At 66.4% G+C, this 21,834-nt stretch carries 17 protein-coding genes; 14 read left to right on the top strand and 3 right to left on the bottom strand.

The window, feature by feature from the left end; translation table 11 throughout:
- Window positions 1-417 (top strand): HNH endonuclease signature motif containing protein (locus B0I08_RS03820; RefSeq protein WP_146134307.1); only part of this gene is annotated, 417 nt, incomplete at its 5' end.
- A gap of 176 nt (window positions 418-593) precedes the next feature.
- On the opposite strand, the gene B0I08_RS03815 is transcribed toward B0I08_RS03820, so the two are convergent.
- Entirely contained in the window at window positions 594-1,547 is a 954-nt protein-coding gene (locus B0I08_RS03815) for a hypothetical protein (protein WP_106209895.1), read from the bottom strand.
- Window positions 1,548-1,713: 166 nt separating this feature from the next.
- On the opposite strand from B0I08_RS03815, the gene B0I08_RS03810 reads away from it, so the two are divergent.
- The 9 genes from B0I08_RS03810 to B0I08_RS03770 all read left to right on the top strand — a co-directional run bounded on the left by B0I08_RS03810 (window position 1,714) and on the right by B0I08_RS03770 (window position 13,007).
- On the top strand, window positions 1,714-2,202 hold the full coding sequence (locus B0I08_RS03810; RefSeq protein WP_106209893.1) for a type II toxin-antitoxin system HicB family antitoxin: 489 nt from the start codon (window positions 1,714-1,716) through the stop codon (window positions 2,200-2,202).
- A gap of 130 nt (window positions 2,203-2,332) precedes the next feature.
- On the top strand, window positions 2,333-3,178 hold the full coding sequence (locus B0I08_RS03805; RefSeq protein ID WP_106209891.1) for a DUF4097 family beta strand repeat-containing protein: 846 nt from the start codon (window positions 2,333-2,335) through the stop codon (window positions 3,176-3,178).
- A 61-nt stretch (window positions 3,179-3,239) separates the two neighbouring features.
- Complete coding sequence (locus tag B0I08_RS03800) at window positions 3,240-4,229, top strand: ATP-binding cassette domain-containing protein (RefSeq protein ID WP_106209889.1); 990 nt, start codon at window positions 3,240-3,242, stop codon at window positions 4,227-4,229.
- Window positions 4,226-5,059, top strand: a complete 834-nt coding sequence (locus tag B0I08_RS03795; RefSeq protein WP_106209887.1) for an ABC transporter permease — start codon at window positions 4,226-4,228, stop codon at window positions 5,057-5,059. Before B0I08_RS03800 ends, B0I08_RS03795 begins: the two co-directional genes overlap by 4 nt.
- 189 nt (window positions 5,060-5,248) lie before the next feature.
- Entirely contained in the window at window positions 5,249-6,793 is a 1,545-nt protein-coding gene (locus B0I08_RS03790) for a DUF3375 domain-containing protein (protein ID WP_106209885.1), read from the top strand.
- Window positions 6,786-7,544 (top strand): DUF4194 domain-containing protein, encoded by a 759-nt coding sequence (locus B0I08_RS03785; RefSeq protein ID WP_106209883.1) that lies wholly within the window; start codon window positions 6,786-6,788, stop codon window positions 7,542-7,544. Before B0I08_RS03790 ends, B0I08_RS03785 begins: the two co-directional genes overlap by 8 nt.
- Window positions 7,541-10,942 (top strand): ATP-binding protein, encoded by a 3,402-nt coding sequence (locus B0I08_RS03780; RefSeq protein ID WP_106209881.1) that lies wholly within the window; start codon window positions 7,541-7,543, stop codon window positions 10,940-10,942. The genes B0I08_RS03785 and B0I08_RS03780 overlap by 4 nt, the downstream gene beginning before the upstream one ends.
- A complete protein-coding gene (locus B0I08_RS03775; RefSeq protein WP_181243174.1) occupies window positions 10,939-12,147 on the top strand; it encodes a Wadjet anti-phage system protein JetD domain-containing protein in 1,209 nt (402 codons plus the stop codon). The genes B0I08_RS03780 and B0I08_RS03775 overlap by 4 nt, the downstream gene beginning before the upstream one ends.
- A 50-nt stretch (window positions 12,148-12,197) precedes the next feature.
- Window positions 12,198-13,007, top strand: coding sequence for an SGNH/GDSL hydrolase family protein (locus tag B0I08_RS03770; RefSeq protein WP_245884480.1), 810 nt, complete (start codon window positions 12,198-12,200; stop codon window positions 13,005-13,007).
- Window positions 13,008-13,077: 70 nt separating this feature from the next.
- Here B0I08_RS03770 and B0I08_RS03765 read toward each other — a convergent pair whose 3' ends face one another.
- Complete coding sequence (locus B0I08_RS03765) at window positions 13,078-14,049, bottom strand: EamA family transporter (RefSeq protein ID WP_106209875.1); 972 nt, start codon at window positions 14,047-14,049, stop codon at window positions 13,078-13,080.
- Window positions 14,050-14,141: 92 nt separating this feature from the next.
- Here B0I08_RS03765 and B0I08_RS03760 point away from each other — a divergent pair, with 92 nt between their 5' ends.
- The gene (locus B0I08_RS03760) at window positions 14,142-14,693 is read left to right on the top strand and encodes a CGNR zinc finger domain-containing protein (RefSeq protein ID WP_106209873.1); all 552 of its coding nucleotides are present in this window, start codon (window positions 14,142-14,144) and stop codon (window positions 14,691-14,693) included.
- Between the two features lie 33 nt (window positions 14,694-14,726).
- Here B0I08_RS03760 and B0I08_RS03755 read toward each other — a convergent pair whose 3' ends face one another.
- Window positions 14,727-15,386: a J domain-containing protein gene (locus tag B0I08_RS03755; RefSeq protein WP_106209871.1), complete on the bottom strand. Its 660-nt coding sequence runs from the start codon at window positions 15,384-15,386 to the stop codon at window positions 14,727-14,729.
- Window positions 15,387-15,546: 160 nt separating this feature from the next.
- Between B0I08_RS03755 and B0I08_RS03750 the strand changes: the two genes are divergently transcribed.
- The 3 genes from B0I08_RS03750 (at window position 15,547) to B0I08_RS03735 (ending at window position 21,745) form a co-directional block, all read left to right on the top strand.
- Window positions 15,547-16,464 (top strand): alpha/beta hydrolase, encoded by a 918-nt coding sequence (locus tag B0I08_RS03750; protein WP_106209869.1) that lies wholly within the window; start codon window positions 15,547-15,549, stop codon window positions 16,462-16,464.
- Between the two features lie 164 nt (window positions 16,465-16,628).
- Window positions 16,629-20,174, top strand: a complete 3,546-nt coding sequence (locus tag B0I08_RS03740) for a TM0106 family RecB-like putative nuclease (protein ID WP_245884477.1) — start codon at window positions 16,629-16,631, stop codon at window positions 20,172-20,174.
- 59 nt (window positions 20,175-20,233) lie between these two features.
- Window positions 20,234-21,745, top strand: a complete 1,512-nt coding sequence (locus B0I08_RS03735) for a hypothetical protein (protein WP_106209863.1) — start codon at window positions 20,234-20,236, stop codon at window positions 21,743-21,745.
- Window positions 21,746-21,834 lie beyond the last annotated feature (89 nt).

The raw sequence follows: 21,834 nt of genomic DNA, 5'->3' as shown, positions 1-21,834 counted from the left end.
CTCAGCACCATCGAGGAACTCGCCTGCACCGACGGCATCCGCCCCGTCCTCCTCGGACGCAGCGGAGAGGTCCTCTACCTCGGGCCCAAACCGCGGCTATTCAGTAAATCTCAACGCAAAAGCATGAGCGTCCGCGGCGGTGGGTTCTGCGACTGGACCGGATGCACCACACCCTCCCGCCAATGCGACGCCCACCATGTGATTCCCTGGTCCCGAGGCGGAAAAACAGACATCAACAACGGTGTCCTGCTCTGTCCCGAACATCACCGGCAAATCCATAGATCTGCCTTCACCATCAAAATGGTCAACGGCAAACCCTTCCTGCTGGCACCCCGATGGTTAGACCCAACCCAAACCATGCGCGCCCTCGGCAAAGCCCGCTACACCACCCGCAACACCAACCACATGAACAGATAGAGCGTTACAACGCAACGCTAAAGAGCTGCAGTGCGTGACGCCGCGTGACAGCGCGGCATTATCTGGACTTCCTAGCTGGTTGCACGAACTCCAACACGCTTTTGTACTCTCGCGATGCGCGCGACAACGCAACACCATCCGCGAGCACGCAACTGCATGTCAGCGAAGTCGGGCAATCATGGTGCGACGGCGCAGGGAATCTCATCCGGGTACACGGGCCGTATCCACACCTGATACTCACCGTCGGCCTGTTTGAACAGACTGAGCTCGTTCGCTGCAGCGAGTTGATCCCGCAACTGCGTCGCCTGCTCGCCCTCGACAGACACACACTCCGCGGCGGCTGAGAGAGTGACATCCGCGATCTCCCAGGGGAGAGCCGGCGCGGGCGACTCACCAGCGATGTCGTCGATGACGTCGGTGCCGTCCGTCCCGTCAAGACCACCGGCGGATGCCGCCTGCGCCGGAGTCGCCCGAAGCGAGTACGCATCCGGCTCCCACACCGCACTCTGCTCAGCTTCCGCGTTGCTGGCGATCGTCGTTGCCTCTGCGATGAACGACGAGAGGGCTGATCGAGCCTCTGCAGCCGCAGCATCAATGCCCAGTGTCACGCCCTCACTGACGTCCGAGTCGGGGTCAACCGGAGCGTCGAGCGACACGCTCGACAGCGCGTAGGCCTCGTGAACGTACGTTTCGCCCTCCGAAACGATTGTGACCACGGTTGTAGTCGCGTCTGCAATGTTGGGCTCGCCGTACTCGACGCTCGCGTTGAGCAGACCCGCATCATCCGCAATATCGACTATTCGCTCCACCTGGGCGTCGGACAACTCCGAGATTTGCAGACTCGGCAACGCTGGCGGAGGAAAGATTCGAATTTGCGGGCCCGGGGTGATCGTCCGTCCGTCTGCGTAGACCGCAAGGTCGGGAACCCGACTGAACGTGGTCTGGGGTGTCACGAACCCGCCAGTTTGCTCAACACGCACCACCGCCGTGCCAGCGGGCAGGTCGGCGAAATCGCTGCTGTCGTCGGCTGACGAGTTGCCACTACCGCTGCCGCCGGCGCCTGCGCACCCGACGAGTATGCCGAGCACTGCTGCCGCGGTTGCATATGTGGCGATGATCTTGAACGTCATGGGTCGGCCTCCTGCGTTCAATCTACCGAATACGCAGCTGCCCGGATTTCCACGGGACGGCGCGGAGATTCCCCTGCCTCGCCCTCAGCGCATGTCCCGCAAAACTATTGGCAACTTGACACCATCGAGGCTTGACGTGACACCAGTGTGGTGTCACGATGGTGTCATGGAACTTGGACACTACGTCAGCGATCTGCAGCACCAGCTGCTTGAGGCCGCCGAGAACGGCACGGATGAAACCCGCGCCGTCGCCGAGCGGCTCGCCGGCGGCTTGGACGCCGCTACGCGGTTGGTGCTCCTCGACGTTCTGTCGGCCGCGGCGGGCGAGATCACTCGTGATCTTGCGCCCGGATCTGTTGACGTTCGACTGCGTGGTCGGGAGGTCGAGTTTGTCGTCAACCAGCCGCACGCCGAGCTCGACGGTGACGACCGGCCCGCGGCGACCGTCGACCTCGACGATGCAAGCACGTCCCGCACCACGCTGCGCCTTCCCGACGCGGTAAAGGCGCGGGTGGACGAGGCCGCCGCAGCGGACGGCCTGTCCGTCAACACCTGGATGGTCCGCGCGATCGCGGCCGCCCTTCAACCCAAACAACGACGATCTACTCAGCGAACCCTGCGCAGCGGCGACAACTTCACAGGCTGGGCCCGCTAGCCCGCTAGCCCGCTAGCTACCCAGCCAGCTCGGCAGCCTGCCAGCCACCAGCCAGCCGACTCGCTTCCCCCTCAGCCCCGTCGACACGCGGGGACGATCAAGCACGCCCAAACGAAAGGACGGCGCCAGCATGCCCACGTACAACACACCCGGCCCGATCGATCTGGCCATCACCATGCCGGTCGGCGGAATCGAGGTCGTCGCGAGCGACCGCTCCGACACGGTGGTGACAATCACGCCCGGCAACCCGGCAAAGGCAGTCGATCGCCGAGGCGCCGAGGAGACCAAGGTGGACTTCGATGGCCAGCGAGTCACCATTCTGGGCCCGCGCCCACGCCTCAACTGGATCGGGCCAACAGAGACCGTTGACGTGAAGGTGGAGCTGCCCACCGCATCACGGCTCACCGCCCAGACCTCCGCCGGCGACGTGCGTACATTTGGCGCGCTCGGCGCCACACGAATCAAATGCTCGTTGGGATCGGTGGATGTCGATATCACCGACGATCTTTGGGTGCGCGCATCGCACGGCAGAGTGACGCTCGGTGCCGCGCTGGGTGGCGCAGAGGTCACTGCCGATCACGGTCAGATTCGGATCGGTGATGTTGCCGGTGACGCGCTCCTCAAGGCATCCCACGGCAATATCACTATCGACGAGTGCGGCGGCGACATCGACGCGAAGCTCTCCTATGGCGACCTCGATGTCACGCGCGCGCTCGGGTCCGTGTCGGCAAAGACGGCGTACGGCAGCATCGAGCTCGGTCAGGTATCGGCGGGCAACGTTCAGGTGGAGAGCGGATTTGGCCGGGTCACGATTGGCGTGCGGCGCGGGGTTCCCGCGTGGCTGGATCTGACTTCGAAAGAAGGCCGGGTGCGCAACGAGCTCGTCGGGGACAGCGCGCCGGACCCCTCAGAAGAGACCGTCGCGGTTCGTGCGCGCACGCAGTACGGCGACATCAATATCCGCCGGGCCGACTGACCCCACCACAGGCAGCACCAACTAGCAGAACAGAGAAAAAGAACAGAAGGGAAGGACACTCATGACTACCGCAGCGATTGACGTCCAGGGACTGCGCAAGTCCTACAGAGAAAAGGTGGTGCTCGACAACGTCGACTTGACCGTCAGCGCGGGCACCGTAACCGCCTTGCTCGGCCCGAACGGCGCTGGTAAGACGACTACGGTCCACATTCTCAGCACGCTGGTTCGACCCGATGGCGGCACAGCGTTGGTGAATGGCTGTGACGTGATGCGCGACCACGACGGCGTGCGCGCAGCGATCGGACTGACCGGCCAGTTTTCCGCGGTCGACACACTGCTCACCGGCGAAGAGAATCTGATGCTGATGGCCCGGCTCCGCCATCTCGGGCCGAGGCGTTCGAAGGCACGGGTGGCAGAGCTCCTCGAGCAGTTCGACCTCGTCGATGCCGCCCGCAAACCGCTCGCCACCTACTCCGGCGGAATGCAGCGCCGCCTCGACCTCGCCATGACTCTTGTCGCAACGCCGAGCGTAATCTTTCTCGACGAACCCACCACCGGCCTGGACCCCCGCAGCCGCCACACCATGTGGGACATCGTGCGGGGCCTCGTCGCGGACGGCACAACCGTGCTCCTCACCACCCAGCATCTTGAGGAAGCGGACGAGCTCGCCCACCGCATTGCGGTACTCGATGGCGGTCGCATCGTGGCCGAGGGAACACCGGAGGAACTCAAGCGCCTCGTGCCCGGCGGCCACATCCGGCTCCGGTTCGGCAGCGCTGCCGCACTCGACACCGCCTCGCGTCTGTTCGCGGGATCCGCAATCGAATCATCGGCTGCTAGCGGGTCCCCAACCGACAGATCTGCTCTCGACGAAGCCGCACTCGCGCTCACGGTCCCGAGCGACGGCGGGGTCGGGGCGTTGCGCACCATACTCGACCGGCTCGATGCCGCCGGCCTCGACGTCGACGACCTCAGCATCCACACCCCGGACCTCGATGACGTGTTCTTCGCGCTCACCGGACGGGCCGACAAGAAAGGATCCGAATCATGACCACAATCACCGCAGCGCGCCCGGCCACGGGCACGGCTCGGCAATCGCACGTCGTTGCCGACTCGGTCACCATGCTGCGCCGCAACCTGCTGCATCTCGTGCGCTACCCGGGCCTGACGGTCTTCACCATCGGTGGGCCCGTGGTGTTCCTGCTTCTCTTCGTCTACGTGTTCGGCGGAACCCTCGGGGCCGGCCTTCCCGGAGTCGACGCCGCGGGAGGGCGGGAAGCTTACCTGGCGTACGTGATGCCGGGCATTCTCTTGATCACGATTGCCGGGAGCGCCGGAGGGGCCGCGACGACAGTGTCGATGGACATGACGCAGGGCATCACGGCGCGGTTCCGCTCGATGGCGATCTCCCGCGCGGCGGTGCTCACCGGGCACGTGCTGGGCAACACGATCCAGGCGCTCATCGCCATCGTTGTTGTCCTCGCCGTCGGATTGCTGATCGGGTTTCGACCGACCGCCGATGCCGCCGAGTGGCTCGCGGCGGCAGCGATGTTGACGCTCATCTCGTACGCGATCAGCTGGCTCGCCGTCGGAATGGGAATGCAGGCGAAGTCGGTGGAGACGGCGAGCAACCTGCCGTTTCTGTTGATCTTTCTGCCCTTCCTCGGCAGCGGGTTCGTGCCGACCGGCTCGATGCCAGCGTGGATGGAGTGGTTCGCCCAGTATCAGCCGTTCACCCCCTTCATTGAGACGCTCCGCGGTTTGCTGCTCGGCACGCCGCTCGGCTGGTACCCGGTGCTCGCGATCGGCTGGTGCGTCGTGATCGCCGTCGCGGGGTACGTCTGGTCGATGCTGATCTACGAGCGCAAGTCCGTGCGCTAGCGTTTCGGACTAGTTTCGCCCGGTAGCTGGCCTAGTTTTGCGTGGTGACTCGTGCCGCGTCAGAGCTAGGTCACCGGGCTTTGCCCTCGTGCGGGGTGGCGGATGTCAGCGCGCAACGTGGCGCCGTGACATCCCACCCTCGAACAACCAACTACGGTTGATGGGGTTCAGAAAAAAGGGGCACTCACCATGAGCGAAATCGCCGCCGAATTGGCGCGCGTGCGGGAGGCCTTCGACAAACCCACGCTGCGCCTTCTGGACCGCAAGTGGGCTCCGTTTGTGCTCGCCGTCTTCAAGTCGGCCTTCAGCCGCGACCGCAGAACCGTGCAGGCCGACCGTCTGCACAGCCAGGTCGACGCGTACCTCGCCGACCTGCGATCGACGGGCATCGCGGTTCCGGGTGGATCCGGCCGTGCGCTCTGCGTGCAGTGGATGAACGACCAGTGGCTGTACCGCGAAGCGGGGGAGGGCGACGCGGAGCAGTACTCGCTGACGTCCTCGGCGTTGGAAGCACTGCTGCTGGTCGAAGGGTTGTCCCGCGATCGTGCCCTCATCAGCGAGTCGCGCCTCACGACCATCGTCGACACCGTGCGCAACCGCGCCACCGAGGCCAACCCCGACCGGGAGCAGCGCATCCGGAGGCTCGACGCGCAGATCGCACAGCTGAGTGCGGAGCGCGACCGGCTCGCAGACGGCGGCGAGATCGCTGCGGCCACCAACGGCCAGATGCACGAGGGCTACGCGAACCTTGTCGACCTGATCGCCCAGCTACCCAGCGACTTCAAACGGGTCGAGGAGTCGGTCGCCGGCATGCACCGGCAGATCGTGAACGACTTTCGCGGTGAGGAACGCCCGATCAGTGAGGTGCTCGACGAGTATCTCTCGAAGACCGATACCCTCATGTCCTCCACGGCTGAGGGACGCGCGTTCGAGGGCGCGCTGGTGCTGCTGCGCAACGACGAGCTGCTGCACGACCTGAAGAACGACCTCGAAACGATCCTGCTTCACCCGTTCGCGCTCGAGCTCAGCCACGGCGAGCGCCAGGGGTTTATGGCGACGGTCAGCCTGATCCGCAAGGGCATCGACGACGTGCTCACCCAGCGCAACGGGCTGACGACGACGCTCCGCGAACACATCGTGAACCACGATGTGGTGAAGGACCGGGAGCTTGAGCGGCTGCTGCGCGAGGTGAACAAGGAACTCGCGCGCTGGATGGAGACCGCCGGGCCGCGTGCGACCGTGACCGCGGAGCTGATGCCGGGAACGCTGGAGATCAACCACCTCCGGGAGAAGTTCTACGATCCGGACGCCCACGTTCCGCCGCCGCCGCTCGACGATGTTTCCGATGAAGCACCGGAGCCGCCGAGCCTCGACGAAATGCGCACCCAGGGAGGGCCGCTGCTCGAGGAGACGCGCGCGGCCCTTGCGCGGGCGCTCCGGTCGGGTTCCGCGGCATCCCTCGGCGACGCCTTCAATTCGCTTTCGCCGGAGCTGCGCCGCCCGGTGGAGATCCTCGGGTTGCTGCAGCTCGCGACCCAGCTCAGCGAAGAGCCGCTGCGTGACCCCGATGCGGATGCCGACGCCGAGCCCAACCGGTCGGCGAGGCTTCTGGAGCGGTTCGAGACGGTACGTCCCGACGGCTCCCGCCGCGCGTTCCACGTGCCGCGCATCATTTTGACCACTACCGAGAGTGCGGCCCTGGCCGCCCTGGACGACGGAACACACAATGACTAAAAATCGTGCGGGGGATGTCGCGGACTCCAGCATCGCCCCGGAGCCGTATCTGGAGGGTGACGTCGACCGCGACGGCCACCTCGACGCTGAAGCCGAAAGCCTCTCCCTGTTCGAGGGTGACGAGGGCGGCCTAACCCTCGCGCAGCGCAAGACGCTCGTGCTGCTGATGAAGCACCGCTACATCTCCGCGGCGCAGCAGCCGGCCGAGTGGCGCACACTGCTCGAGTCCACGCGGGTGCTGAAGGCCCGTCTCAATGACGTGTTCCTCGACCTCCAGGTAGACCTGCACTATGAGGTTGCGTTCAAGCGTCAGGCCGTCGCCGAGGGTGGTGACCGGTTTCCGACGCTGCTGTATGACGCCGCCTACACCCGCGAGGAGACGGTGCTGCTCGTGTTGCTGCGCCAACGATTCCGTAGCGAACGCGCCAACGGCCACGAGATCGTGCTGGTCGATCGCGACAACCTGCTCGACAACGTGGGCCACTTCCGACCGGAACACGCCACCGACCGCTCGGGAGACCTACGCCGGGCGGGCGGGGCGATCGAGAGCCTGGTCAAGGCGCGCGTGCTGCTGAAGACGAGCGACCCCGACCGCTTCCGCATTTCGCCCGTGATCGAGGTACTGCTGCCGGTCGAGCGCCTCGCGGAGCTGCTCGAGTGGCTGGTGAGCGCCAACGCGGGCGCGCACACGGGTACCAGCACAAGCGCCGACGACAGCGTGCGCGAGCCCGAGCAGGAGAGCCTCGTATGACCGACTTCCCCCTCTTTTACGCTGACGGACTCACCGAAGGAACCACGCAGTGGCGGGCCGAAAGCTTCCAGATGGTCAACTGGGGCGGGTTCCAGGGTCACCACGAGGTGGCCATCGCGCCCACCGCGACACTGATCTCCGGGGCATCCGGCACTGGAAAATCCAGCTTGATGGACGCCTACCTCGCCCTTGTGATGCCGTCGGACACCCCGTTCAACGGCGCGTCCAACGACGCGGGGGCTGGGCGTGCCCGCAGCGCCGACCAGCGCAACCTGATGACCTACCTCAAAGGCAAGACGGACTCCACCCGGGAAGCGGACACCGGCGAGCTGCACGACCAGGTACTCCGCGGTGTGGACTCGGCGACCTGGGGCGCCGTCGCGATGACCTTCATCGACGACAACCAGCGCCGCTTCACCGTGCTGCGCGCGTACTTCGTGCCGCGCGGGGCGAGCAAGTTTGCCGACATCACCATGAAGATGGCGACCATCGACGGGCCGCTCGACCTGCGGGAGTTGGCAGACACCGTGGAGTCTCGGTTCGACAAGCGCGTGCTCAAGTCCAGGTTCCCCTCGATCGATGTGTTCGACACCTACTCCGCCTTTTCCCAGACGCTCTACACGCGCCTCGGAATCGGAGCCAACGGTGAAGGCGGCAAGGCGCTGCGCCTGCTCGCGCGCATCCAGGCCGGCCAGCAGGTCAAGACCGTCGACGGGCTTTACAAGTCGATGGTGCTCGAGGAGCCGTCCACCTACGCTGCCGCCGACAAAGCGGTCGCCCACTTCGAAGACCTTGAGCGCTCCTACGGCGCCATGCTCAGCGAGGCACAGAAGGCTGCGGTTCTTGAGCGGATTCCCGAGCTGCACCGCGAGTACGAAGAGTCCACCGCGAAGGCACAGCTGATCGACACCTTCGGCGTGAACCGTTCGGGGGACAGCCCGTTTGTCCTCTGGAGCCTGAGCAGGGAAGAGGAGCTGCTGGAGACCGCGGCGGACAACAACCGCATCGCGCGGCGCGAAAACCAGGTGGAGTTCACCCGCGCCCGCGACGCCGAAACCGAATTGAAGGCCCGGATCGCGGCCAGCCAGCACCAGCAGCGCGACAACGGCGGCGACGTGCTGGTCAGCCTCCAGAACGAGCTCGCGCGGCTGAGCGACCGCGCCACCGACGTTGCGGCGGAGCGCGCGCGGTTCGACGAGCGGGTGAACGTGCTCTCGATCGCGGTGTCGAGCCAGGCGGAATTCTCCCTCGCGCACACCCACGCGGAGAAGTTCATCGCGGGCTTCGGGTCCGCCGAGCGTGAACTCGAGAACACGCGGTCGGAGTTCCAGAAGGAGTCCTACCCGCTTGAGGAGCAGATCCGCGCGCGGGGGCAGGAGCGACGGTTTCTGACCGGTCGCGAGAGCCTGGTTCCGCAGCACCTGCACAGCGCGCGCCTGCTGATCGCCGAGGCCGCGGGTATTCCCGCCGATGAACTTCCGTTCGTCGCCGAGCTGATCGAAATCGCCCCGGGCGAGGACGCCTGGCGCCGTGCCGCCGAGGTGACCCTCGCGTCGGTCGTGCGCGTAATGCTGGTTGACGAGACCAAGCTGCGCGCGCTCAGCGAAGCGATCGATCCGGTGCAACTGCCGGTGCGGATCCACTTCGAGGGAGTCGCGCTGCGTCCCTACAGCGCGATCGACGCCGACCCCCGCTACATCTCCGGGAAGCTCGTCTACCGGGACTCGCCATTCAGCGGCTGGGTGCAGGACCGGGTGCAGGCCGACAACCTCGACGCGCTGTGCGTTTCGGATCCGGCGAAGCTCGAAGGCTCCGGCCCGCGGGTCACGCAGTCTGGGCAGACTCGCAACGGCAAGCGTGGCGCCCACGGGTTCAACCGCGACCAGAAGTCGATCATCGGATTCTCCAACCAGGCCCGCCTGGACGAGATCGCCACCGAGCTCGACGCCCTCGCCGCCCGTGCCACCGAGCTCGCGGGGCGTGCGGCCGTCGTCGGAACCCAGATCGCCGAGCTGCGCCAGAAGAAAGACGCCCACCAGTTCGTGCTCGACACCGTGTGGGCGACCATCGACGTCGACGACGCGCAGCTGCGCATCGACCAGAAGCGCGCCGAGTGGGACCGCGTGCTCGCCGGAAGCGACGTGCTGCGCGCCCTGAAAGACGAAGAAGAGCGTCTCGCGGGTGAGCTCGAAGAGGCTCAAAAGCGTAAACACTCGACCGAGCGGGATGCCGCGGCCCTCAGCACCGAGCAGGCCGCACTGGTCGACCGCCAGGACGCCGTCAGCCGCGAACTGTCCCGTATCGAGCGGGACACCTCGGCGGAGCCCAGCGAAGCGGAGCTCAGCGAACAGCAACTCACTGACGAACAGGCCGAGCACCTGAACGCGCACTTCGCGGCGGTCAGCGAGGTGAACGACCTCGCCGCGTTCGGCGCCGGACTTGTGCGGCTGCGCGAGCGGCTGACCGAGCAGTCCCAGCAGGACCGGCAGAAAGCGCAGAGCGCGCGCGACTCCCTGGTCAGCATCTTTGTCACGTTCCAGGATCGCTGGCCCGATCCCAACATCGGGGTGTCGCTCGATTCGTACTCGAGCTATCGCGACATCCTCGACGCCGTGTATACCCTCGGGCTGCACGAGCGCCGCCAGGAGTGGAAGCGCCGCCTCTCGCAGTGGAGCGGCCAGGACCTCGTGCCGCTGGTCGGCGCGTTCACCACATCGATCGAGGAGATCGAAGACCGGCTGCGCCCGATCAACGAGATCCTCACCACCCTGCCGTTCGGTGCGGGGCGCGACCGGTTGAAGATCTCGCTGCGTCGCCTGCACCGCGACGATGCCACGGCGTTCCGTAAGGAGCTGCGGGCCCTGTCGGACGGCGGCACCGCGGAGCTGTCCGACGATGAAACCGAGAGCCGCTTCCAGCGACTCCAGGCGTTTATGGCCCAGATCCGGCGCCCGGAGGATGGGGCTCCGGGAGCCGCGCAGCGCGACATTCTGCTCGATGTCCGCAAGCACGTCGAAATCACGGCCGTGCGCACCACGCTCGACGGGGTCGAGGTCAGCACCTACTCGTCACTCGGAGGCAAGAGCGGTGGCGAGTCGCAGGAGCTCGTCGCGTTCGTGGTGGGGGTCGCGCTGCGGTTCCAGCTCGGCGACGAGAGCCGCACCCGGCCGCGCTTCGCCCCGGTCTTTCTCGACGAGGGCTTCGTGAAGTCCGACGCCGAGTTCGCCGGGCGGTCCGTCGCGGCGTGGAAGGGCCTCGGGTTCCAGCTGATCATCGGGGCGCCGTTGGACAAGGTCACCGCGCTCGAGCCGTACATGGACCTCGTGCTGTCGATGACGAAAAACACCACCACGGGGTATTCGTACGTCACCCCGCTGATTGCGGAGGACGCAGCGTGAGAGAGCCGAACGAGATACTCGAGGCCGTGCGTGACCGGGTGCGCGATACCTGGCACCTGGAGGGGCCGAGCGTGGGAACACCGCAGAAGTCGGGCGCCGCAGCATCCGCCTGGCCCTGCTCATTCGATCTGGGCAGCCCGTCGCAATCCGAACTCGAGGAGAACTTCGACGAGTTTCGGCGGCAGGCTCTCGAGTGGCACCGCTGGAGCGCGGCGCACGGGGTCGAGCTGACCACCTCGCTCCGGCGGGTGCACGGCAACATCGAGTCGCTGCCCACCCACGTTGTGCTGCCGGATCTCGACAGCGCCGCGACGCTCGTCGGCGGAGACTGGATGCACCGCATCCTCCGCGGACGCGAACATGCCGCCCTGCTGCGCACGCGGTTTCCCGGTGTTGCCGGGCTCGCCGAGGTGGTGCGCGCGGTCGATCGCCACACCGAAACCGACTTCGACCTGCTCTGCACGACCGCGCGCTGGTTCCGCCAGGAGCGGCACAGCGGGCTCTCGCCTCGGCAGGTTCCGCTCGACGGTTTTTCCGAAAAGTGGCTGAAGGCCAACGAGCCGCTGGTGCTGGCCCTCGCCGGAATCGACGCGCTCGGGCTGGTCAGTTCGACGCCGCAACGCATCCATTTCAGCTACCTCGACCCGGATCATCTGAGCGAAGGCGGCCGTCGTTATGACTGCGTGACGGTGGGGGATGTCGCGGCGCCGGCGTATCGCCCCGACTTCGTACTGATCTCCGAAGACAAGCAGACAGCGGTGCAGATCCCCACACTCTCACTCGCTATCGCCGTCGAAGGCAGTGGCCTTGCCGGAGCCGCCGCGCTCGCGTCGCTCGAGTGGATCCAGCACGCACGCCACGTTGTGTACTGGGGCGACGTCGACGTGCACAGCCTGCTGACACTGAACCGCCTGCGGGCCGAGGGGCTCAGCGTGCATTCGATCCTGATGGACCTCCCCACCTTCGACCGGTATGAGCGGTACGGCACGATGCTCGACGGCACGGGGGAGGCGCTGAGGGGCTCCGCCGCACGGCAGCTGCCGCACCTGACGGCGACGGAGCAGCAGCTGTTCGACCGGCTGGCCGATCCGGGGTGGACCGGGATGCGGCGAATCGAACAGGAGCGCATTCCGATGGACCGCGCCGCTGAGGCAATCGCGAAGGTTCTGGCGGCCCGGGCGGTGCGCACCCCCGCAAAGGTGTGACATCGTGAAGGTGTAGGAGTCAGACGGTTCGGGCGAGGGCGAGGGCGATCGTGAACAGGTACGTGGCCCTCGGCGATTCTTTCACCGAGGGCGTCGGCGATGTGCACCCTGCGTTGCCGAACGGAGTGCGCGGCTGGGCCGATCGGGTTGCCGAGCAGCTGGCAAAAAACGAGCCGGGCTGGGAGTATGCGAACCTGGCGATCCGCAGCAAACGCCTCCGGCACATCGTGGCCGAACAGCTTGAGCCGGCGATCGCCATGCAACCAACCCTGATTACGGTCTACGCCGGCGGCAACGACATCCTCGACGTGGGCACCCCCTTTGACGCTTTGCTGCGACAGTACGAAGACTTCGTGGCGCGCCTGACCTCCACCGGCGCGACCGTGCTGTTGTTCACCGGCTACGACGTGTCGGTGAGCCCGGTGCTCAGCGTGTTCAAGCGGCGCAACCACCTCTACAACGCCGAGGTGCGTCGGGTGGCCGAGAAATACGGGGCAGTGCTCGTCGATTTCTGGGCGTTCGAGGGGCTGAGCGACCGGCGGATGTGGGCGGCGGATCGACTGCACCTGTCGAAGGCTGGCCACAAGTACGTCTCCGCGCAGGTGCTCGAGATCCTCGGGGTGACGCACTCGATCCGGCTCAAGAACAAGCACCCCCAACCGCGGCGAACGCTCCGCGAGTGGGAGCGCGCACAGCGCCGGTGGACGCACGACTGGGTGTTTCCGCTCGTCGCGCGCAAGATCCGCGGCACCACGCTCGGCGACACGCTGCAGCCGCGGTGGCCTGTTCCGGTGCTGGTGCCCGCCCGCGGCGGTCTGCGGCGACTCGTGCGCGACGCCCACGTCGGAAGCTCGAGCTAGCCGTCCGCTACGACTGCCCGCAGCGCCGGCGAGCCCTCACCTCGGGCTCGCCGTTAGCTCGAGCTAGCCGTCAGCTTCGGCTGCCGGGTCGAGCAGGGGTAAGCGGAGGTAGTTTGTGCGTCACGGGCGCCGTGGCATCCACCTTTTCCGAACGCACAAAACCGATGCCGACCAGGATCAGCACCCCACCGAGCAACTGGGGAAGCGCAAGGTTTTCACCGAGCAGGAGCCAGGCGAAGAGGGTGGCGGCGACGACCTCGAGGAGCCCGGTGAATGAGGCGAGGCGCGACCCGAGCATCTCGCTCGCGGTGATGCTCGAGGCGTACGCGACGGCCGTGCCGATGATTCCGACCACGATCAGGGGAACCCACCAGGGCGTCAGGGTGCCGAGCATCACGACATCGGCCGCACGCACCGTGAACGGCACGAGGCCGGTGACTCCCGCGAGGGCGAGGATTCCTGCGCCGAGGAGGAGTCCGAAGGCGGCGAGGGCCACGGGGGGCAAGCCGTTGCTCGGCTGGGCCGACACCACGTAGAACAGCGCACAGCCGACCATCGCGAGCAGCGCGAAGAAAAGGCCGAGCGGGTCGAGTGAGCCGCCGCCACCGGGCGAGACGACGAGCACCAGGCCGACCAGGGCGACCACGGACCCGATCAGCACAACGGCGTGGGGCGTGCGTCGGGTGCGCACCCAGGCCGCGGCGACCAGCAGCAGCGGCGCCATGTACTCGATCAGGATTCCCGTACCGACCGGGATGCGCTGGATGGCGGCGAAGTAGACGAGCTGGGTGCCCGCGACGCCCACCCCGGCCATGGCAAGGATGCGCCACCGGGACTCCCACACCCTGGCCCACCGTCCGCGCAGGGTCACAAGGGCAATCGGAAGCAGCACGACGCCCCCGATCAGCACCCGAAAGGTGACCGCCGCTGCCGGACTCCAGCCGGCCTCGAGCAGTGGTTTCATAAACGCGCCCGAGGTGCCGAACGACACCGCTGCGATCACAGCGATGAGCAGTCCCGTGGACGTGGACGATCGGTTCATGAAGCTCCAGGCGTATCAAGATGACGGGGCGCCGCGGCTGCTTGCGCGGGGCCTATAGGAGACGTTAGTGTCATCCGGAGTAAGGAGTCAAAATGTATTTTGCCCCTGACACCGAATGCAGCCTGGACTTCGCCGTCGCGCTGGCAAACACGGTCGCCGGAGCCACGAAGAGTGGGGTAGATGAGCTGTCGACCCCGGCGGAAGCTGTGTCATTTATGCAGGCGTACCAGTTCTCCGGCCGCATAGACGGCACCGACCCCGAGCTTGCCGAGGTGCGCGAAGCGCGGGAGCAGCTGCGCTCACTCTGGACACTGCAGCGGGACGACGCGGTCGCCGCGATCAATGCTCTGCTGCGGGAGGCGCGCGCGCTTCCGCAACTCTCGCGCCACGACGGGATCGACTGGCACCTGCACGCCACCGACCCCGAGGCGCCCCTGGCGGAGCGGATCCTCGTGGAGGTGGCGCTGGCGCTCGTGGACGTGATCCGGTCGGACGAGACCGCGCGCCTGCGCCAGTGCGCGGCCGAGGATTGTGACGGGGTGCTCATCGACCTGTCGCGCAACGGGTCGAAACGGTTTTGCAGCGTGCGTTGCGGCAACCGCATGAACATGATCGCGTTCCGGGAGCGTGCTGCCGCGGTGTAGCCGGAGGGTGCGGGGTAGTTGTAGCGGGAATAACTACGTCCCCGCCACGGCCTCCCGCCGCCGCCGCTTGCGGTTGCCGATAACTCCCAACGCCAGCAACGGAACGAGCAGGATCTCGAGCGCCAGCAGCGACCCGAACGACGCGAGTGCGAAGGTCATCACCGCGGTCGCCGCCGCCCAGACGACGCCCAGCACGAGGAACGGACGTCGGCCCGTGATCGCGTAGACCACGGCGAAGGTCGCCAACGGGATCATCCGCAGCACGAGATCGAGGGGATTGCGCGGCAGGGGTCCACCAAAATACGAGAGCGCGACCGCGGCGCCGAGCAGCGCCACCCACGCGGTGAGCGCCCACGTACTCGGCGGCAGCGGCACCGGTTCGGGCTCGGCCACGAACACGCGGCGTCCGGTGCTGGGCGAGGTGAACCACTGGCCGGGACCGAGATCCGTTTCCGGCGGCTCTCGCCCAGAAGAAGCTGTTCCCGCCGGTGCGGCAGCCTTTTTGAGCAGGATGTCACGTGCCGCACTCACCCGCACGAACCGTTCTTCTGCGGCGGTGAGTTCCGCCCGGGACGCGCCGACCAGCAGGTCGGGATGCGACGAACGCGCACTGCGACGGAAGGCGTGCATGATCTCTGCAGCGTCCGCGTCGCTGCGGACGCCGAGGAGGAGCGCTGCCTCAGCTGGGGTCATTCGCTCACTGTACCCACGCGACATCCACCCTCGCAGGATGTGTGCGTTGTTGCCCCCTTGAAGGTCGCGCGGACGCCGCGTTACTGTCGCGACAGTTCAGCCCCGTCAGAGATGAGTTCAGCCCAGCCCCAATCCGGAATCCGACCGAAGGAAATGGCAGATGACCAGCGACAGCGCCCTCAATCCCGACTCACCGAACCCCGACTCACCGAAAGCCGATTCGGCGAACGCCGATTCGACGTCCCCCTTTGTACCCGACACCATCGTGCTCGTGCACGGCCTCTGGATGACGCCCCGCAGCTGGGAATTCTGGGTGCCCTACTACGAGGCGAAGGGATACCGCGTTCTCACGCCCACCTACCCCGGGTTCGAGGTCGAGGTGGAGGCACTTCGGGAGAACTCCGACGTGATCGCGGAGGCGACCGTCCCGAAAACGATCGACCACCTCGCCGCGGTGGTGACCGGGTTGGAGAAGCCGCCGATCATCATGGGCCACTCCTTCGGCGGCGCGCTCACCCAGCTGTTGATCGCGCGCGGTCTCGGCGCCGCGGGCGTCTGCATCAACACCGCCCCGACCGAGGGCGTGCGGGTCAACCCGCCGTCGCAGCTGAAGGCGTTGTTCCCGATCCTCAGCAAGCCGTCCAACGCGCACAAGGCGGTGGGGTTCACCGCGGAGCAGTTTCACTACACCTTCACCAACACCCTGGGCGTGGAGGAGTCGAACAAGGTCTACGAGCGGTACCACATTCCCGCGCCCGGCAGTTGGGTGTGGACGTATGGTCTGGTCGCCAATTTCAAGCCCGGCCATCAGGAAACCTGGGTCGACTACGCGTTCGACGACCGGGCTCCGCTACTCTTCATTTCCGGAGGCTCTGACCACATCATGCCGGCCTCGGTGAGCAAGTCCAACGCGAGGCACTACGACAAGTCCGCGGCACACACCGACTACCACGAGTTCCCCGGACGCTCCCACTTCACCTGCGGCGAACCCGGTTGGGAGGCCGTTGCCGACTACGCGCTCGACTGGGCGCTCGCCCACGCGAACGTCTCGCACGTGCGCAAGAACGAACCGGCGTAGCAGCGAAAGCGTCTGCGTTGCTGCAGCGTGAAGCTACGCAGAGCGATTCGATGCAGCGTGGGGGATGTCGCCGGCCACGAGTAACCTCGTAACGATCCCGAGTACTTCGGGTCGGTGTACATCCCTCACGATGCTCATTCCCGCGATGCTTGGTAAAGGCGCCCGTGTTTCTGCTCGACCCCGCTGCTGCGGCGCCCGTGTCCACCGTGCCCGTTGCGGCTGCGCCCGTTGCCGGCACGCCCGTTTCCACTACGCCCGTTTCCACTACGCCCGTTGCCGGCACGCCCGTTGTTGTCTACAGCGCGAGCGACCTCACCGCCGCCGCACAGTGCGAGTGGGCGCTGATGCGCAAACTCGACGGCAAACTCGGGCGAATCGAGCGGGCGGTTGATGACGGCGACGCGATGATGGCGCGCGCCGGCAAACTCGGCGACGCCCACGAACTCGCGACGCTCGAAGAGTTCAAGCGCACCCGCACGGTCGTGGAGTTCGCGAGGCCCGCCATGACGGAGCTCGCGCAGGCGGCATCCGCCACATCTGATGCCCTCCGCGCCAAGGCAGACGTGCTCTTCCAGGCGACCTTCTTCGACGGGCGCTTCGTCGGGTTCGCCGACTTCATCCTCCTGAACGCCGACGGCGACTACGAGGTATACGACACGAAACTTGCCCGCAAGGAGAAAATCACCGCCCTGCTGCAGCTCGCCGCCTACGGCGACCAGCTGGTGAAGCAGGGCATACCCGTCGGCGAACAGGTTCATCTGCTCCTCGGTGACGGCCGCACGAGTTCACATCGGCTCCGCGACATCCTGCCGGTCTATCGCAAACGGCGTGACCGGTTGCAGCGTCTGATCGACGAGCGCGTGGAGGCCGACGAAGCCACGGCCTGGGGCGACCCCCGCTACGCGGCCTGCGGGCGCTGTGGAGCGTGTTCGGTCGAGGTCGAGGCGCACCGCGACGTGCTCCTGGTCGCAGGAATGAAACTCACCCAGCGTAAAAAACTGGCAGAGGCGGGTATCACCACGATCGACGAGCTGGCGTCGTCCTCCAGCGTGGTGGCCGGCCTGTCGGAGTCCGCGTTGCGCGCACTCCGCGCCCAGGCCCGCGTGCAATTGCAGACCGGCAGCTCGAAGACCCCCGCCGTCGAGGTCTACGACCCCTCCGCGCTCGAGGCGCTGCCGGAGCCGGACGATGGCGACATCTTCTTCGACTTCGAGGGAGATCCGCTGTACAGCGAAGTGGGTGTGGGGTCAACACAGTCCTCATCAGTACAGTGGGGGCTCGACTACCTGTTCGGCCTGATCGAGCCCGACGAGACGTTTGTGCCGTTCTGGGCGCACTCCTTCGCGGAGGAGCGCCAGGCCCTCATCGACTTCCTCGACTACGTGAAGCGGCGCCGTGCACGCCACCCGGCGATGCACATCTACCACTACGCCGCGTACGAGCGCACGCACCTGCTGTCACTGGCCGCGCGGCACGGCGTCGGCGAAGACGCGGTCGACGACCTGCTGCGCGCGGGCGTGCTGGTCGACCTGTACCCCATTGTCAAGAAAGCGCTGCGGGTGGGCTCGCGCAGTTACTCGATCAAGAAGCTGGAACCGCTGTACATGGGCGCCCAGCACCGCGACGGCGTGGACAACGCGGCCGATTCGATCACGGAGTACGCCGATGCCCGGGACCTGTTCCGCGCGGGCGATCTCGTGCAGAGCCAGGCGAAGCTCGACGCGATCGCCGACTACAACGAGTACGACTGCCTCTCGACACTGCGTTTGCGCGACTGGCTCCTGGCCCGGGCAGACGAGACAGGAGCTGCCCGGGCGAGCGGGCGCGACCTGGAGCTCGACATCCCGGTGCGTGAACCCAGTCCGGTCTATCTCGAGCTCGCCGCGCGCATCGACGACATCCCGCCGGGGGAGCGCACGGCCGACCACACCGCACTCGCCCTGGCGTCCGCGGCGATCGACTATCACCGCCGGGAGGGCAAGAAGTTCTGGCAGGAGCACTTCGACCGGCTGCGCAACCCCGTCGACGATTGGGCAGACACCCGCGACGTGCTGATCGTCTCCCGCGTGGCGGTGGAGCGCGACTGGGAGAAGGTGGGACGCGACCGCAGCCTGTCCCGGGTGCTTGAGATCAGCGGCACGCCTGCGCCGGGCAGTTCGTTCAAGGTCGGTCAGAAACCCTTCCTGATGTACGACGCCCCCTACCCATCCCTCGGCGGAATAGCCGAGCCGGGCTCGCGCGTGGCGCACGAGCGCACCACCATCAGCGCTATCGACTCGAGTAGCAGCGGCGATATCTACTACCTGACAGAGAAGCTCCGCACCGCAGCCGACCCGTACAGCGATCTGCCCATCGCGCTCACCCCGGGTACACCTCCTTCCCCGGGCACACAGGTCACCGCGATCGCCGACTGGGGCCAGCGCGTTCTCGATGCGCTTCCCGCGATGATGCCCGATGCGGCCCTCGACATCCTCCGACGACAACCTCCCCGGGGCACGGTCACCCCGCTTCTCACCCGTACGGGCGTTGTCGTCGAGACCGCGGAGGCGATCCGCGACACCCTGCTCACCCTCGACCACTCCTACCTCGCCGTCCAGGGGCCACCCGGCACCGGCAAGACCTACACCGGCTCCCGCGTGATCGCCGACCTCGTGCAGAATCACGGCTGGCGCATCGGCGTCGTGGCTCAGTCGCACGCGACGGTCGAGAACATGCTGGCCGCCGTGGTGAAGGCCGGCCTCCATCCTTCTCGGGTTGGTAAGAAGCCGAAGGCGGGCGATGAGCCCTCGCTGACACCCTGGACTCCGCTATCCGCCACCGGCTTCGCCGAGTTCACTGCGCAGGAGGGCGGTTTTGTCGTGGGCGGTACCGCGTGGGCGTTCAGCAACGCGGCGCAGATCGAACCGGGATCGCTCGACCTGCTGGTCATCGACGAAGCCGGACAGTTTTCGCTCGCCAGCACGATCGCCTCCGCCGTCGCGGCCACTCGCCTGCTGCTGCTCGGTGATCCCCAGCAGCTTCCGCAGGTAAGCCAGGGCTCACACCCGGAGCCGGTGGATGTCGCGGCGCTCGCCTGGCTCTCGGATGGTCACGACGTCCTCCCGCCCGAGCTCGGGTACTTTCTCGCGAAGAGCTGGCGGATGCACCCGGCCGTCTGCCTCCCGGTCTCGCGGCTGTCGTACGAAGGAAAATTGGTTTCGCAGGCGGGCCCTCGCGACCTCGATGGGGTGGCCCCCGGCCTGCACCCGGTGCCGGTGCACCACACACTCAACTCGACATCGTCGCCCGAGGAGGTCGACGCCGTTGTGGAGATTATCGGCTCCCTACTCGGACGGGACTGGACGGATGCTGGTGTGGTTCGCGCCCTCGAGCAAGCCGACCTGATCGTGGTCGCGCCGTACAACGCCCAGGTCGAACTGCTCCGTGAGCGCTTTATCGCGCTCGGACTCGGCGAGGTGGCGGTCGGCACGGTGGACAAGTTCCAGGGCAGGGAGGCTGCGGTCGCGGTGGTGTCGCTCGCGGCGTCCTCCACCGACGAGGTTCCCCGCGGCCTGGAGTTTCTTCTGCTGGCGAACCGGCTCAACGTCGCTATCTCGCGCGCCCAGTGGGCGGCCTACCTTGTCTACTCGCCCGCCCTTACGGAGTACCTCCCGAATAACGCGGCGGCACTGGCGCAACTCAGTGCTTTCATCGAGCTGGTCGAAGCGTGAGAGGATGTCAACTATAGGTGGGTGGAACGCTCCGTCTGCCATGTGGTTGGAGGCCCATCGTGAATCGCACCGTACCCATCGCCGTCGCGGGAATTGCGTTGATCGCGCTGCTCGCCGGATGCACCGGAGGGCCCGCGCCAGACGCCTCCGATGACCCGACGGCAGAAGCCACCCCCGAGGCCCTGGTGCTGGATCTGACGACCCAGGTTGAACCGACGTGGACCGTCGCCGCAGACCTGCTCGGCGATCCCGCCTCGATCGACGGGTACGTCGGATCCTACGTTGAGGCCGCCGACCGATCCATGAACGCCGTGGTGTGGGATGCGGCAACCGGGCAGGAAATGTGGCGGGACATCGCAGATCCCGGAATGGGAACCCGGGGTGTGCCATTCTGGCTCGATTTGTTTGAGTTCGACGGTGCCAGCTACGCCACATACCTTCGTCAGGAAATGGGTACGCAGAAGACCGAGCTGATCATCGCCGATCTCGCCACCGGAACGCCGGTGCATACCATCGCCGACGTGTTCGCGCTGGGTCGCCCCTTCGCGTGCGCAGACGACACCAAAGTGTGTGGCGTCGGTAGTCTGGCGGACACCTATTCGTCCGACCAAGGCGACTTCCGGGTCGACGTTGCGACGGGTGAGGCCGCGATGTTCAACGATGAAACCGTTGCCGCAGGCGCGCGACCGCTCGGAGCCAACATCTATGGCACGCTGGGGCGGCCGGCAAACGGCAACGTCGAGATGATCGGGTACAACTCCGACGGAACGTCCCGCTGGGAGGTGCCGTACAGCGACATCTTCGGCGAGGGCTACTCCTCCGACGCTGGGTACACCTGGACCGGTGAGGGGGCGACCGGACTCATTGTGGGATCTGGTTTCTACCTGGAACCGGCGCGGGGCACGGACTCGCCATATACGCTCGATGAAACGGCTCAGAAACTTGTGGGTGTAGACGCGAACGACGGCTCGGTCGTCTGGTCGCTTCCGGGGGTTGCTACCTGCTCCCTTGGTCGCATCGACGTAGAGGAGTCTCCCGGAGTTCAGCCGTTCTGCCGCATCAACGCGGGTACCACCGAGGTTGGGCCCCTCGTTGAGGGTGTCGAGCGCACGGTAACAACAACGGGGCTGGACATGACCCTGGTCGGCGTGAACATGGCGACCGGTGATATCGAGTGGGAGGTCCCGCTCGGCGGCGACCTGGCCAATTCTGTTTCGTCCTACGCGGTGGGTTTCGCGACGGGGACGAACCCTCTCAAACTTGCCGTTGTTGACGGCGTCGTGGTGCCGATTAACGCGGTGACGGGTGTTGTGGGCGACCCGGTGACTGAGGGCACCGTTGCCTGCTCGCAACAGCGGAAGTTTTACGTCACCTACTACCCGCACACAACGGGCGGCGAGCGAGAATTCGTCGCCGGAAGCGACACGTTCCCTTGTGACCTGGCCAAAACGCCTTTGGCGCAGACGTCCTATTCGCCCGACGCCATCCGCATCGCCGGCACCGCGCTCGGGGACGATCGCTACCTGATCGGTGGGGCCGCCGGGCTGTCGATGTTCACCGTTGCGAAGTAGTCCACGATGAACAAGCTACTCGTTGCCCGGTAAGTAGCCGTTCATCGGTCCGCGCGGGTTAGCGAGGCGAAGGATTGGTCGCGGCTGAA

Source organism: Glaciihabitans tibetensis (assembly GCF_003003265.1).
In the GTDB taxonomy this organism is placed as follows: Bacteria; Actinomycetota; Actinomycetes; order Actinomycetales; family Microbacteriaceae; genus Glaciihabitans; species Glaciihabitans tibetensis.
This window is presented reverse-complemented; position numbering and strand designations above follow the sequence as displayed.